Here is a 15,124-nt window from a genome sequence, read left to right on the forward strand (position 1 = left end):
TTCGTGGGAGTTGAGGGATTCGAACCCCCGACCCTCTGCTTGTAAGGCAGATGCTCTGAACCAGCTGAGCTAAACTCCCGATGCCCTTTTTTCGTCGTTTCGGGCTGCAAATATGTGCGATTTAATTTCTTTGGTCAAGCTTTTTTTTAATTATTTTCTAAAAATTATTGTGGGTGCTGACTGCGCAGAGGCATAAATCGTTAAGTCTGCGATAGTTACGCGTGCTGGTGCATTTACTGCATAAACAATAGCATCCGCAATATCTTGAGCTAAAAGAGGATCAAAACCTTCATATACCTTTGAAGCCCTCATTTCGTCTCCTTTAAAACGTACCAACGAAAACTCCGTCTCTACGGCCCCTGGCGCAATGTTTGTCACTTTGATTCCGTGCTGCGTTAAATCTAAGCGCATACCTTCACTAATGGCTTCTACGGCTTTTTTAGAAGCACAATACACCGCACCGTTGGCGTAGGTTTGTTTTCCAGCGACTGAACTCAAATTAACAATATGACCTTTACCCCGCTCTATCATCCCACCAATCACGGCTTTTGACACATAAAGCAATCCCTGCACGTTTCCGTCTATCATTGCATCCCAATCCGCCACATCTCCTTCCTGAATTGATGATAATCCGTGTGCATTTCCCGCGTTATTAATTAGAATATCAATATTTTTCCATGCTTCAGGTAACGACTGAATGGCTTCAGTAACTTCGTTGTAGGACCGAACATCAAAAACCAGAAAAGTTGTTTTCACTTTTTGGCCAAGCTGAATAGCAAGTTCTTCCAAACGTTCTTTGCGGCGGCCACATAAAATTAGGTCAATCCCAATGGCTGCAAAGGCTTCTGCGGTCGCTTTACCAATTCCAGAAGAAGCACCCGTAATGAGGGCAATACGAGACATAAGTAGTTGATTTAAGTGTTAATTATTCAACTTCAAATGTAGGATAAAAAACGTTATTCGCATATTCGGACAAACTTTCGGGCATTTTTTTCGCCTTCTTTTCCAACCGTAACTACGAAAATTAGTTCTCGGGTGGTAAGTTGTGCAATCGTTACATTTTTTTGCCAAGGTACTCCCCCTAAAATTTGTTCATCTATGGCAATCTCTTTGCCATCAAAGGCATAATTAGTCACCAATTGTGCGGCATTGCTCGACGACAAACCGTTGGCCATGTAATCAATCACTTTTAGTTTCCCATTATTGGTAAACTCAATGGCATACGACTTATCAGTTGCTTTTTTCCAAGTAGAATCTGCAATAACAGGGCAACAACCTCCATAATAACGAAACTCTGTCATTGTCCATTTTCCTACCAAAGTAGGCTTTTCGGAGGCACAGCCTGAGGGCATCATCATGGCCTCTGAAGCTGATTTACATCGTAAACCAACCAACGCTACTAATCCTATTAACAGTATTTTTCTCATGGTTTTTATAAATTATCAATTACTTTAAATAATTGGTGTGTTTTCTAAAACCATGACGTTGTTAGCAGCAAAAAGGTTGGAAGTTTTTATTCTACCACCCACTTATTTTGAAGATTAAATTTAGCTTCTATGACGATTTTATACAACTTAGACGGCAGTTTTGAAACATCAATTACCGTTTTTTCATTTTCAATTGGAACCTCATCCATTAACAAATATAAATCATGCCCTCCTTCTTCAAAATGATTTGTTGTTGTTACCCAAATCTTCACTTTTTCTTTTTTTTCCAAAGCTTTCCAACCCACATGAATCGCCGAAGACTCTTTTTTGACCGACATATCAATCAATGATAATTTCCCAGTTAATGGGGTGCCGTCCACCTCAAATGCCTGTTCTTTGGGAATGTTTATTTGTAGATGTTGGGCCATCGTTGGCATAATGTCCACCACTGCTGGCAGGACATTTTGTTTCTTTTTATCACCAAAGTAATCGTTTAATCCCTTCGCATTGGTCACTATCCAAGTACTCCGTTCTCGCTCCGACTGCCCGCCGTGGTTTCGTCCACTCGCAACATCCCGTCCATGATCAGTGGTAATAAACACCTGCCAATCTTCTTTAAAATTAGCCTCACGGTACTGAATTGCTTTCCACAACTTTCCCATTTGATTGTCCATGATTTTGACCGCCTTGGTAAACTGCTCGCTGTCTCCGTATTTATGCCCCATATCATCGGTATATTCAAGATACACCCAAGTTAAATCAGGACTTTCGTCTTTGATATATCGGGCGGCTTCCTCCACCACACGTTCGTCTATTTTGTGGATGTATTCTTTTTCTGCATCGTGGGGATAATGCAAGGTATCCAATTCAAAACCATCAAAATAATAATCTACTTTTAAGTGGTTTGTCTGAGGCAAACCTGTGCCTAAAAGCTTGGTTCTATTGTCTAGCCAAGTCGAAAAAATAGCCGTTTTTTTGTAAGGGTATTGTTCTTCAAAAAAGCGAAAAATAGTCCAATAATGGTAATTGGGTTCTTTGATGTTATTGTCCCAAACATTGTGCTTATTCACCCACGTTCCTGTCAATAAACTATTGTAGCCCACTGCCGATATGGTGGGGGTTTGAGAATACGTATTTTTCTTTCCCCCAACATACGCACGGGTATAACCCGCTGGATGTCCGATGGCCTTTAGATTAGGCAAATCAAGCTTTTCAATCACATCTGAGGCAATTCCATCCACAATCACAAAAAGCGATTTTGGCGTGCGATTTTGAGCCTCTACGCCCATGGATGCTCCCCAGAAGATGACTCCAGCCTGAACAAGTGTTCTAAAATACTTCATGGTTTATTCTTCTCCCGTTTCTGTGGCAGCAGGAATGTTTGTAGCCTCTTCTTTTTGTTTTTCCAATAAAGCCGCATCTTCTTTTACAAACAAGCGCGTAGCCATTACCTCTTCCAACGTAACATGGAAAAAACGTTCATGGATATTGAAAACCTCCCCTTTTTCGTCTTCGCATTTGATGTAGTTACCATCTTCCTGTAACTCGTAGGCATTGACATTATCACGGAAATTATAGTCCAAAATATGAATTGCTTGTTGTTTAACCCTTGGGTTGACAAATTCAAACATGGATTCAATCCGACGGTCAAACGAACGTACCATCACGTCGGCACTTCCTCCATATACTTTGGGTTTGCCATTGTTATGAAAATAGAATACGCGGGTATGTTCCAAGAAATCACCCACAATTGACCGTACGGTAATATTTTCACTCAAACCTGCCCGCCCTGGACGCAAACAACAAATCCCTCTGACAATGAGGCGAATAGGCACCCCCGCTTGCGAAGCTTTGTACAATTCTTCGATGGTTGATTTGTCTTCTAATGAATTGATTTTGATACAAATCCCACTTGAAAGTCCTTGAGCAGCATTTTCTGCTTCACGCCGAATCAGTTTGACAATTTGTTTGCGCATGTCGCGCGGCGCAGTGAGCAGGTATTGATAGTCGTTTGGCAACGAATGCCCCGTAATTACGTTGAAAAACTCCGTAATGTCACGATTATATACCTCGTCGCAGGTGAGCAAACCAATGTCAGTATAAAGCTTTGCCGTTTCTTCATTATAATTACCGCTGGCTAGGTGAGAGTAACTTATGACCCCTTGTTCCTCCGCCCGAACAATCTGGAGGAGTTTGGTGTGGGTTTTAAAACGAGTAATGCCATAAATCACAAAACAGCCCGCTTTTTGGAGGCGTTCGGCCTCGCGCATGTTGTTCTCTTCGTCAAAACGGGCCTTTACTTCAAACAAAACCGATACGTGTTTTCCATTTTCAGCGGCTTTTAGCAAGGCCGCCGTAATGCGTGATTTTTTGGCTAGGCGATAAATCGTCAGTTTAATTGCCAATACTTGCGGATCTTCTGCGGCATATTCCAACATCTTCAAAACTGGCTCAAAGTTGTTGTAAGGATGGTGCAGCATAACATCTCCCTCTTTGATAGTCTCAAAAATATCGTCCAATATTTGCCCAGGTTCAAGCCCCAACGGCGGCACTGCCGACGGGGGTGGCGGCGTAAGTTCGGCAAATTCGGGATGTTTGATAATTTGCCACAAACACGTAAAATCGAGTAAGTGATTGCACGTAAAGACGTTATAATCATCAAATTCCCAGCGTTTTTTGAGTAGGTTTAGGAGCCAATCAGTCATTCCTTTTTCGACCTCCATTCGCACCACACGCCCTAAGCGCCGCGTTTTTAGTTTCTGTTTTACCTCGTCCAGAAAATCACTTTCATCATCATCATTTTCCTCAATAGAGAAGTCACCATTACGCACAATACGGAACAAGTGCATGTCCGTAATCTCTACGTTGCGGTATAATTTATATAATTCGTGGCGAATAATCTCTTCAATTGGAATAAACAAAAACTCTCCGTTTTTTCGCTCAATTGTATAAAACCGTCGAAGGTTCACAGGAATTTGAACAAACGAAATGCGGCGATTTTCTTCGTCACCCTTTCCTTTTTCGTGCGAGTTGGTAATCACCGCAAAAATCAGGGTTTTGGCCAATAACACAGGAAACGTATGGGTATAATCAAAAAGCATCGGCGTCAGCATCGGGTAAATCGTTCGGTCGAAATACTTACCTACTTCCTGTTTTTCAACGTCGTCCAAATCCATACAACCACCAATGCGCAGTTTGTGCTCCGCAAACAAAGGCATAAGTTGTTTCTCAAAGACCTCGTCTTGTGCTTCGGTAAATTTATGAATGGCCGACATCAACGCCTTGCGAAAGGGGATTTCCCGCAGCCCCGAATAATCCACCCGCTCTTTGCCGTAGTCGAGGTAATTGTACAAACTCCCTACTCGAATGGTAAAGAATTCATCCAAATTCGAGTCTGAAATGGCCAAGAACTTCATTCTTTCAAATAGCGTTCGGCGGCTACTACGCGCTTGGTCAAGCACTCGAAAATTAAATTGTAACCAACTCAAATCACGGCTGATAAAATTACTTTGTTCGATGGTTTGACTCACCCGTTCTACCGAACGCGAGAAACGGTCTTGGTCTTCGGCAATTTGCCCTCCTACTTTGGGTTCACGGCGGTCGCGTCCAAAAGAAAACATAGACGCTAAATTTTTAAGGTTATCGGATGCAGGCATGTTACTTATTTTATTCTTCAAAAATAGGTGGTTATCAACAAAAAGCCATTCGTCGGATAGGACGAATGGCTTTTATTAACGTTTTCTTAACAAGAGTTATTTCAACATAGCCTTCGCCACGTAATAATTTCTCAAGCGACGTTTAAACGTCAACGCGGGCGTATTTTGCATTGCGTTCGATAAAATCACGGCGAGGCGCTACTTCATCACCCATCAACATAGAGAACAGGTGGTCTGATTCCGCCCCCGACTCGATGCCTACTTGCTTCAAGCTACGGTTTTCTGGGTTCATGGTTGTTTCCCACAACTGTTCTGGGTTCATTTCTCCCAAACCTTTGTAACGCTGAATATAGACGCTGTCTTCTTTTCCTCCCGAAATCTCCCGCACGGCTTGCTCACGCTGCGTTTCTGTCCAACAATAGCGTTCTTCTTTGCCTTTTTTCACCAAATACAAAGGTGGTTGGGCAATGTAGATGTAGCCATTGTCAATGAGTTCTTTCATATAGCGGAAGAAAAACGTCAAAATCAAAGTCCGAATGTGGCTCCCGTCTACGTCGGCATCGGTCATGATGATTACTTTGTGGTAGCGAAGTTTTTCGATATTGAGCGCACGTTCATCGCCATCACGACCAAACTGCACCCCAAGGGCAGTAATCATGTTTTTGATTTCTTCGTTTTCGTAAATCTTGTATTCTTGGGCTTTTTCAACGTTTAAGATTTTACCTCTCAACGGCAAAATAGCCTGAAATGCGCGGTTACGACCTTGTTTGGCCGAGCCTCCCGCCGAGTCTCCCTCCACCAAGTACAATTCGCAAGCCGACGGATCGGTTTCTGAGCAGTCGGCCAGTTTTCCAGGCAAACCACCGCCACCAAGCACGGTTTTACGTTGTACCATTTCGCGGGCTTTACGCGCTGCGATACGGGCTTTGGCGGCCAAGATTACTTTATCAACAATCGTACGAGCTTCTTTAGGGTTTTCTTGCAAGAAGTTTTCGAGCATTTCGCTCACTACTTGACTTACAGCCCCAGCCACGTCGGAGTTACCTAATTTGGTTTTCGTTTGACCTTCAAACTGCGGCTCTTGTACTTTTACCGAAATCACGGCCGTTAAGCCTTCACGGAAATCGTCGCCACTGATTTCGATTTTTTCTTTGGCCAAAATTCCCGTTTTCTCTGCATAGTTTTTCAACGTACGCGTCAACGCCATACGGAAGCCCGAAACGTGCGTACCACCCTCAATCGTATTGATGTTGTTGACATACGATACCACGTTTTCTGAATACGAAGTATTGTAAATCATTGCCACTTCCACAGGCACCGCCCCTTTTTCATTTTCCATGTAAATAGGGGTTTGGATAAGTTGGTCGCGGGTACTATCGAGGTAGGTCACAAACTCTGTCAAGCCTCCTTCAGAGTGAAACTCTTCGGTGCGTGGCTGTCCATGTTCATCTAAGTCGCGCAAATCGGTCAACGTCAAGCGGATGCCTTTGTTCAAAAACGATAGCTCACGAATACGGTTAGCGACCGTTTCGTACTTGTATTCTGACACCGTAAAAATGCTGTCATCGGGCAAGAAGTGTACAAACGTTCCTGTATCGGTTGCTTCGCCGATTTCGCGAACGGCGTATTTAGGCTTACCAATGCTATATTCTTGTTCAAATATTTTTCCTTCACGGTGTACTTCCACGCGAAGGTATTTTGAAAGGGCGTTTACGCAGGATACCCCTACCCCGTGCAAACCACCTGATACTTTGTATGTGTCTTTGTCGAATTTACCCCCTGCGTGCAAAACGGTCATTACCACCTCCAACGCCGATTTTTTTTCTTTGGGGTGAATGCCTGTCGGAATCCCCCGACCATTATCTTTTACCGTAACTGAGTTGTCGGTATTGATGGTGACGCTGATAAGGTCACAATGCCCCGCTAGTGCTTCGTCAATCGAGTTATCAACTACTTCCCAAATAAGGTGGTGAAGCCCCTTAATACCAATGTCTCCAATGTACATCGCAGGACGCTTGCGAACGGCTTCGAGACCTTCAAGAACTTGGATGTTTTCGGCTGAATAATTACTTCTGTCAATCTGTTCGGAAATTTCAATCGTTTCGGTTGCCATATTTTGAAATTGGTAACGAATAGGGTACTTATTGATGTACTTTTTGTATTAATTAAGGCGTAAAACTACAAATTTCTACGCAAAAATCCTAAAAATTGAAGGTGGTAAGTACCAAAATTGACACGCATCAATCAACAGCTTTTTAAAAGCTTCGAATGTCATAAAAACCGCCGTTTTCAAATTGAGGATTTCCAACGGCTTGGTATAAAAATGTCGCAACGCTGGCGGGAGAGCGGAGTTGTCCTTCGGCAAAAAGACGTTGAAAACGCTCGACTTGAGAAAACTGGGAATTGTCCAAGGCGCGAAGAGTTGTCTGCATTTCGGTGTCCACCACGCCAGGAGCAAAGCCCCAAACTTTGGCAGGCAGCTGATGAAGGTTTATCTCCGTACCGAGTACTTGCGTGGCCATCAGTAGCCCCGCCTTCGACGAACAATACGCCCCCCAGCCATCGTACGCCTTGAGGGCCGCACCTGATAAAAGATTGATGATTTCGACCGCGACGTTTTGGGAAGAACCAATCGACAGCAGGCCGTTTTGTAAAATCATTGGCGCCGTTTGGTTCACAAAAATGGTTTGGGCAATGTCATAAGGAGAGGGCCCGCGAAACCCCTACTACTGTATCTTGGCTTCCGTCCATGAGAAATGTGTCAACGAGAGCTTTCCCAAGGCCACGGTTACTTCCTGTAATAATGACAAGTCGTTTGTTCATTGATTCCTATCTTATTGAAACAGCTTTAACAGCTCAAACTCGTAAGCTGACAAATTTTTGGTTAATTTAGCAATGTCCGCAGGTTGTGGTTCTTGTTTGGTCAACTTTTGTGTCATCCACTTTTTGAGGTACCACGTCAAGCGATTATCAGGGTTGTAAGGCTCGCCCGAGCCAAGGTTTTCGGGCCATTTTTCGGCCTGTTCTAAAACCGCAAACGCTTCACGGTATTTCTTTTGCTGGTTGAGCGTCGCGGCGTACCGTATGTTGAGTTCTCGATACAACTTATGCGATCCCGAGGCTCCTTCGTTTGGCAAAATTGTCAGCGAATTTAGCACCTCAAGGGCTTCTTTGTAGCGTCCTGCCTGATTCAACAACTCTGCCCGCTGTTGTCCTAAAATATAAATCTCGTGTTCGGGCAAGCCCGAAGTTTCTACTTTTTTGGTTTTTAGGTACTTGTTCAACTTTTCCTCATTGAGGCGAATGGCTTTATTCAACTCCCCATTGGCCGCATAAAACTCAGTTAAACGCTTCACTACGCGCCAACTTTTGGGGTCAATGTCGTAGGCTTTTTCGAGGGCTTTCAACACCTCTTCCTTTTCATCTTTCAACAATTCTGCTTTTGAAAGATAATAAGGGGCATATTTTATTTCAGGTTTTCCTTTTATAACCTGTAGAAAATGCTTCGCATCCAGTTGTTTTGAGGCTAAGGCTCTCAAAAAGAAATAGTAGCTTCCCATTTCTGCGGCATCTTTATCGGAAGATGACAACGCATTCAAAAACAACCCACTATCCTCATCTCTAAACGGAAAAACTCCTTCGGGCGACATCTTTAACGCCTCCATTTGATATTGCTTGCCATCTTTGTAAAGTCGTGACATCAACTCTGACTTCCACAAAAGTACCATCACTTCTTTGGGAGCATATTCAAGCACTTGTAATCCTTCCTCAAACAATTGCAGCTTATTGTACCAAAGAGCTATTTCAAGGTACGTTTCGTGCGGCAATTCAGCCTGAATCGAAGCGGTGAAGTCGGTTTTATCTTCGGCTCGTTGGGTAATGAGGTATTTTTCAAAACGTGCCAAATGGTTGAGTGGGTCTTGGTACAGCAGCGTTTCGGCAAGCTTCAGCGCCTCCGCCATTTTTCCTTGTTTTCGGGTATTAATAAGGCTCAGTTCTGCTGCTCGGACGTTTTGCACATCGGCCTCTTTGGCCAAAAGAAGGTACTCTTCCGCTTTTTTCCAGTCTTTATTACGCATCGCAACGGTGGCTAGGTGCGTTTTCGCCGCCGACCGATACCGCACATCAAGAGACGCCACGCCCAGAAAGTCTTCGGCAATGTTTAAATTATTCCACTCTAGCGTGCCTTTTACATAATTTGCCTTGGGGTGGTACGCATCAATAGCCAGTGCTTTTTTCAAGTTAGCTAAAGCAACGTCATTCCTTATCCATTTTTTGGCTAGATACAACTCGGCAAGATCCACCAGCGCATCGACGTGCGTAGGATTTTTGGTTAACAGTTTGGTAAAATATACCTCTGCTTCGTCATAAAGCCGTTGGTTAGCAAGGTCTTTGGCACGGGTATAAAGCCCATATTCCGACTCCCAATCAAACTCTTTTGGGGTAGCAAGGGGCCTAGTTAAATCAGCGGGTTGGCCATTAGCAATCACTGTTTCTCCTAGTTGTATTTTGAGACGTTCCACTTCTCCCGACCAGCGTACTGAGTCCCTCACGGTTTCCAGTGGTTTTAATTGAAGTCGCTTTGTTACGGGTTTATCAAGGGGATAAGGCACCGACATCGTTAGGGTATCGTTGAGCGGGCTAATGGCGCAGGCATCCCATTTCAACCATCCATTTTGTACCCGAAGGTTCAATGCTATTTCAGGCGTTGCGTGTGTCAACCCACGGGTTTGTTTCACTGGAAACCAATATTCCGTCCAGCTATCGTGGGTAAAGGGTTTAAACGAAACGTGTTTAAAAGGGCTGTACATACTGCCCTCAGCTGCCTGATTGTAAAGCCTACCTGACTGAAGTTCAACGTACTGGCCGTCATTATCGGTCAATAGTTTTTCCCAAATCATCCCTTCGCGCGACAGTCCCCAAATCCAGATTTTCTTTCCTAACTTATCGTGATAAGGTGAATAACGGGCAAAACCCATGTTGTCGTCGTGCCAAAAGCCGCCGTAAAAATTGGTATGTTTCCCAACCACATGATACGATTTGTAGCTACCAAAGTTATTTTTTTCGTAAAAACCCAGATTTCTACCCAACGAATCCTTGGGCCAAGTTCCTACTTCACCCTCGTGCCCGATGTAATGGCTGCCAGGAAAAACAAATTCGAGGTTTCCTGCGGCTTTGAAACCTGCATTCATCCAATGATAATAACTCGTTTCAAAAGCTGTAGCGTTGTACCAGTGCGACTTGGTGGTAAAATAGGCTTTGTCTTTGGGCAAATTTACCTCCACCATCCAGCGCGTCCGTGATGACCAATCCCACGCTCCCAGAAAGCAACTTACACTCCCGTCGGCGTTGGTTCGCGTAAAATAATCAACGGGAGCCGATACCGTAGGTGCATGGCCAATATCTCCAAAGTTGATTTCAATACCACCCGACGTCCACGCCCCTCGCATCGCCACGTCTCGGAATTTGACGACGTGATTGAAGTAAATGAAAGGGAAGTTGGTGGACTTTTCGTAAGCACCCCAAATTTTACCCCCGATTTCGGGCGTGATATAGACTTTGATGTAGTCGTTTTCAAGTTCAATAAACTTCCAATCTTTCAATACGGGCTTGTCAGTATAGCCATCGTAGCGAAAATAAGGATAGATACGCCCAGGCTTAGGCACTGGGTCAGGGTCTGAAAACGGGTAGGTGGTGAGGGTTTGGGTGGTTTCACGAACAACTGCATTTTGAGCCGTTGAAGCTTGGAACAGTCCCAACATCAGGCCGATAAACAACCATTGTTTGGGGGCTAAAAAATAGAGCGGACTCATGGGTTTGTGTGAAGTTATTGGATAATGCAAGATAAAATTTTGGCTTGGTTTGTGTCGCTTTTTTGAGTAAAATTGTCAAAAAAAGAACACGCTATGGTTGTCATTGCCACCAAACGACGCCCAAAAATTCGGAAAATACCCGCCCATTTGGTCTATGAAGAGCTGGACGGGCAAGCCTTGCCTTATCGCGGTTATTTGGAAGTATTGTCAGGAAAGAAAACATTGGAAGAAATCATGGGCAGCAGTTCATTACAGGCCGTGTTGGTCTATTTAATTGGTCTTTATATCGGGATTCGTATCAATCGAAAAAAATATTTAATTGCCTCCAATGAGTCGGGCTTGCACGTAAGTTCAGGGAGTAACTTAGCCAACGATATTGCCATTTTTGAAAAAGACAAAATTACATTAACTGATAAATACTTTGATGTGGCGCCCAAAATAGTGATTGAAGTGGACATCAAAGTAGCTCTCGAAGAAACTGGACTGACAAGCGACCTAGCGTATGTTTTGAACAAATCGCAGAAAATGCTTGATTTTGGGGTAGAAAAAGTCATTTGGATTACTACCCAAACCAAGAAAATCTTTGTCATCACGGCCAATGTTCCCTGGTATCTCGTCAATTACGATGAAAACATTCCCTTAATGGAAGATTGCACCCTAAATCTTGCCCAATTGCTTCGAGATGAAGAAATTGACTATTAAATCAAAAACGATTCCTGCCAGCAAAGCTACGTTTTAAAACACATAGAGAACATTAGAATAAACACATAGTAAACATAGACAGACGTGAAAATTCTATGTGGTCTATGTGTTTAACTTTTCCTAGTCAACTGCAAAGTTTCTTACACCCGCTTAGATATTCCTGTTTACTTCCTGTCCAAAATCAACGCCTCTCCATCATTTACGCCAACAATTATCCGTTTGTTTTTACTTGAATTGATTGTGTGTAAATTTCTAATATCGCCTTTTAAGTTCAAACCAGATTGAGATTGTGAAGCATATTTAAAATTGTTTTTTCCATCCCCCAAAAGCAACACACCGTGATTGGCAAGGTAACGCCCAAATTTGATGCGTATCCAAGTATTACCACCCGCCAAAAGCAAATCTTTTTTGCCATCATTGTCAAAATCATCAGCTACAATAGCCGTTACAGGCGCATATTGGGCTTCCATCGGTAGTGTATGGGCTTTAAACCCTTTAGTTCCTTGATTTTCGAGATAAAGGGTTTGCATAATTTCTGATTTCAAAACTTTAGCATTTTCTAATTCTTTTGAGCTAAAAACATCGGTTATCGTAGCCGTTGAATACGATTTATAATCAGTGAATTTTTTCTTGATAAACGGCATTGGTTCGGCCAAATCATCCCGAGAAGCCATCGGATACGAGACCCCATCAATGTAATAACTCAGAACAGGCACAATCGAACCGTTATCCATAAAATCTTTGTAATGAACAGTCATCGGTTCTTTTTCATTGACTTTAAACTGGGTGTTTAATCCACAATTTCCAATAATTAAATCCAAGTCTCCATCGCCATCCATGTCGGTGGCATTGATTTTATTCCACCAACCAGTACTTGCAAAATGGATGTATTCCGCCGATTTATCGGTCAATTTTCCTTTTGAATTGATAAAAACTTTAATGGGCATCCACTCCCCTACTACAATCAAGTCTTGCTGTTTGTCGTTATTCAAATCCATCCAAACGGCATCGGTTACCATACCGATTTGGCTCAATGATGGGCAGATTTTTTGGGTATTGTCGGTAAATCGTGGCGACGAACCATTTCCTTTTCCTTCATTGATTAAAATATAAGAAATGGGGGCAACAGGATACTTTCGGGGCACGATTCTTCCCCCAACAAAAAGGTCTAAATCGCCATCAGAATCAATATCAACCGCTTTTATACAGCCTTTACTTGTTAATAATTTTGGAAGGGAATTTTCGCTTAAACTATAATTTCCATTTCCATCGTTTAGGTACAATCTATCTTGTAACAATGGGTCGTTTGCTTCAAATTCATACCCCCCCGCCGCTACATAAAGGTCTTTGTCACCGTCGTTATCTGCATCAAAAAAAGCACTTGCTACATCCTCGCTACCAGCACTTTGAGCAAATATCGGCGTATTTGTTTTACTAAATGTATTGTTTTTATTTTGGGTAAATAATTGCGAAACTTCGCCTTTTGCTCCCCCCATAAAAAAGTCATCCAAGCCATCGTTATTGATGTCTGCAACCTCAATGGATGGCCCTTGTCGGCTGTAATAATTTGGCAAAAGCGATTGCACCGTAAAATCGCTAAATCCATTTTCTTTATGAATCACATTTGTCAGACTGCTTTGCGAGAAAATCGGATTGGGCTTTTGATTCTGATATACCCATTTGTTTTGGGCATCAGCTATTTTTAATGTTAAAACTTGGTTCGTTTTTACGGTGGTTAATTTTTGGTAAGAATCATTTGTCCAAATGACTATGAGTGAATCAATCGTGGTATTTTCGCCAACGCCAAAGTTTAAAACAGGGTCATTTGATGATTGAAAGCCCCTTACTGGCGATTGTTCTTGGTACATAAGTTTCCCTTTAGAATACAATTTTACTTTTGCACCAATGCCAAAACGATTCGTAGCGCCGCCATCTAATTTGACAGACAAATAATTGTTTTTACTTAATTTTTCAGCATTGTTTTTATAAATACTCGCCAACGCGTTGGTATTATTCACGATCAAATCGAGGTCGCCGTCGTTGTCCAAATCCGCATAAGCAGCACCCGCAGAAACTCCTTTTGTAGTAAATCCCCATTCATTAGACATTTTTTGAAAGGTCCCATCGCCTTTGTTTTTGAAAGCATAATTTTGGGTTTCATTTTTAGGCATTTTTCGTAAATATTCAGGAATCGGGTCCACATTTGCGGAGTCTTTTGCCATTGACTTGATGACTCTATCCACCGAATATTTCAAAAAATCCATTTCAGTGTAATCCTTCACGTAGCCATTGGTAACGAAAAGGTCTTTGAATCCATCTTTGTCAAAATCGCTGAATAAACCTGCCCAACTCCAGTCAGTATTTGATACGCCAGCCAATTGCCCCACTTCGCTAAAAGTACCATCGCCATTGTTGCGTTGAAGCATATTTCGACTGAATTGATAATAAAACCCTTGCCTAAACAGAAACTGAAACTTATTAAAATTCTCAGGCCCACTGTGCATCTTGATGGTTTCATTGTCTTCGGGCATCATGTCGAGGGTCAGCAAATCAACATTGCCATCGTTGTCATAATCAGCAGCATCGGTTCCCATCGAATAGAGGGAAATGTTATCCATTTTCTGAACAAGTTTTTCGGTAAATCGTGGGGATGAACCTGTCACATTTCCATTATTTTCAAAGAAATAATCTGGTTCGTTAAAATCATTGGAAACCGAAATATCAGGCCAACCGTCATTATTAAAATCTGAGACCGTAACCCCCAAACCAAAAGTCAGGACATTTGAAAAAATGCCTTCTTGGTCAGAGACATTGGTAAAGCCCCCCTTAGTCCCCCCAACAGGGGGAATTAAATCGTTGCGGTACAATTTACTGGCATAATCAGGATTCCGTTCTTTTCTCAATTCGGGGTTATCTTGGACACCAGCGGTATATTTTTGTATAGAGTGGTTGATGATAAAACAGTCTAAATCGCCGTCTTTGTCATAATCTAAAAAAGAGGCCATGGTCGAATAACCATTGTCGGCTAAACCATATTCATCGGCTTTTTCGGTAAAACTTAAATCGCCATTATTGATAAAAAGAAGATTTTTACGGCGGTCAGGATTAATATCAGCACTGCGACAAATATAAATATCTAATTTTCCATCATTGTTTACATCGCTCATCGTTGCACCAGTACACCAGCCCTGCATTTGGTCAACGCCTGCTTTTTTGGTAATATCTTCAAACTGAAAGTTTCCTTTGTTCAAAAAAAGCCTATTTCTGACCATATTTCCCGTAAAAAGTATGTCTTGTAGCCCATCGTTGTTAATATCACCAACGGCGACCCCTCCGCCATTGTAGAAATAGATGTAATTGGCAACATTTAAAGGCCCATCTTCAAACAGCGTATTTCTGAAATTAATACCTGTTTCATCATCAGATAATTCAGTAAAAAGGGCATTATTGTCTTTACACGAATTCAAAAAAAACAGTGTAAAAAGGGCGAATAGAAGTTTTCGCATGGTTTTGGGTATAAGTGATA

The 15,124-nt window shown here is 42.5% G+C and carries 9 protein-coding genes and 1 tRNA gene; 1 reads left to right on the forward strand and 9 read right to left on the reverse strand.

The annotated features are described in order from the left end of the window. Positions 1 to 4 precede the first annotated feature (4 nt). The 8 genes from K339_RS0116545 to K339_RS33935 form a co-directional block, all read right to left on the reverse strand. A tRNA-Val gene (locus K339_RS0116545) sits at positions 5 to 79 on the reverse strand. 71 nt (positions 80 to 150) lie between these two features. Next, positions 151 to 903 (reverse strand): SDR family NAD(P)-dependent oxidoreductase, encoded by a 753-nt coding sequence (locus K339_RS0116550; RefSeq protein ID WP_028524589.1) that lies wholly within the window; start codon positions 901 to 903, stop codon positions 151 to 153. A gap of 53 nt (positions 904 to 956) precedes the next feature. Next, positions 957 to 1,427 carry a hypothetical protein gene (locus tag K339_RS0116555; RefSeq protein ID WP_157607626.1) on the reverse strand — a complete coding sequence of 157 codons (471 nt, stop codon included), beginning with the start codon at positions 1,425 to 1,427 and terminating at the stop codon, positions 957 to 959. A gap of 86 nt (positions 1,428 to 1,513) precedes the next feature. After that, positions 1,514 to 2,770 carry an alkaline phosphatase family protein gene (locus K339_RS0116560; protein ID WP_028524591.1) on the reverse strand — a complete coding sequence of 419 codons (1,257 nt, stop codon included), beginning with the start codon at positions 2,768 to 2,770 and terminating at the stop codon, positions 1,514 to 1,516. 3 nt (positions 2,771 to 2,773) lie between these two features. Next, the gene (ppk1, locus tag K339_RS0116565; RefSeq protein ID WP_169731868.1) at positions 2,774 to 5,047 is read right to left on the reverse strand and encodes a polyphosphate kinase 1; all 2,274 of its coding nucleotides are present in this window, start codon (positions 5,045 to 5,047) and stop codon (positions 2,774 to 2,776) included. A gap of 178 nt (positions 5,048 to 5,225) precedes the next feature. Continuing rightward, positions 5,226 to 7,196 (reverse strand): DNA topoisomerase (ATP-hydrolyzing) subunit B, encoded by a 1,971-nt coding sequence (gene gyrB / locus K339_RS0116570; RefSeq protein ID WP_028524593.1) that lies wholly within the window; start codon positions 7,194 to 7,196, stop codon positions 5,226 to 5,228. Positions 7,197 to 7,338: 142 nt separating this feature from the next. Continuing rightward, the gene (locus tag K339_RS33930) at positions 7,339 to 7,779 is read right to left on the reverse strand and encodes an SDR family NAD(P)-dependent oxidoreductase (protein WP_262506072.1); all 441 of its coding nucleotides are present in this window, start codon (positions 7,777 to 7,779) and stop codon (positions 7,339 to 7,341) included. 138 nt (positions 7,780 to 7,917) lie between these two features. After that, positions 7,918 to 10,896 carry a DUF5107 domain-containing protein gene (locus K339_RS33935; RefSeq protein WP_051398059.1) on the reverse strand — a complete coding sequence of 993 codons (2,979 nt, stop codon included), beginning with the start codon at positions 10,894 to 10,896 and terminating at the stop codon, positions 7,918 to 7,920. A 93-nt stretch (positions 10,897 to 10,989) separates the two neighbouring features. Between K339_RS33935 and K339_RS0116585 the strand changes: the two genes are divergently transcribed. Then, positions 10,990 to 11,598, forward strand: a complete 609-nt coding sequence (locus K339_RS0116585) for a hypothetical protein (RefSeq protein WP_028524594.1) — start codon at positions 10,990 to 10,992, stop codon at positions 11,596 to 11,598. A gap of 164 nt (positions 11,599 to 11,762) precedes the next feature. Here K339_RS0116585 and K339_RS0116590 read toward each other — a convergent pair whose 3' ends face one another. Further along, positions 11,763 to 15,104, reverse strand: a complete 3,342-nt coding sequence (locus tag K339_RS0116590; protein WP_028524595.1) for a VCBS repeat-containing protein — start codon at positions 15,102 to 15,104, stop codon at positions 11,763 to 11,765. Between the last annotated feature and the right edge of the window lie 20 nt (positions 15,105 to 15,124).

The organism is Runella limosa DSM 17973, from assembly GCF_000482465.1.
GTDB classification, from domain to species: domain Bacteria; phylum Bacteroidota; class Bacteroidia; order Cytophagales; family Spirosomataceae; genus Runella; species Runella limosa.

What these genes read in the sequence shown, in the direction of transcription:
- K339_RS0116550 (WP_028524589.1), bottom strand. Translation starts at nt 903, where the DNA reads ATGTCTCGTATTGCCCTCATTACGGGTGCTTCTTCTGGAATTGGTAAA.
- K339_RS0116555 (WP_157607626.1), bottom strand. Translation starts at nt 1,427, where the DNA reads ATGAGAAAAATACTGTTAATAGGATTAGTAGCGTTGGTTGGTTTACGA.
- K339_RS0116560 (WP_028524591.1), bottom strand. Translation starts at nt 2,770, where the DNA reads ATGAAGTATTTTAGAACACTTGTTCAGGCTGGAGTCATCTTCTGGGGA.
- ppk1 (WP_169731868.1), bottom strand. Translation starts at nt 5,047, where the DNA reads ATGTTTTCTTTTGGACGCGACCGCCGTGAACCCAAAGTAGGAGGGCAA.
- gyrB (WP_028524593.1), bottom strand. Translation starts at nt 7,196, where the DNA reads ATGGCAACCGAAACGATTGAAATTTCCGAACAGATTGACAGAAGTAAT.
- K339_RS33935 (WP_051398059.1), bottom strand. Translation starts at nt 10,896, where the DNA reads ATGAGTCCGCTCTATTTTTTAGCCCCCAAACAATGGTTGTTTATCGGC.
- K339_RS0116585 (WP_028524594.1), top strand. Translation starts at nt 10,990, where the DNA reads ATGGTTGTCATTGCCACCAAACGACGCCCAAAAATTCGGAAAATACCC.
- K339_RS0116590 (WP_028524595.1), bottom strand. Translation starts at nt 15,104, where the DNA reads ATGCGAAAACTTCTATTCGCCCTTTTTACACTGTTTTTTTTGAATTCG.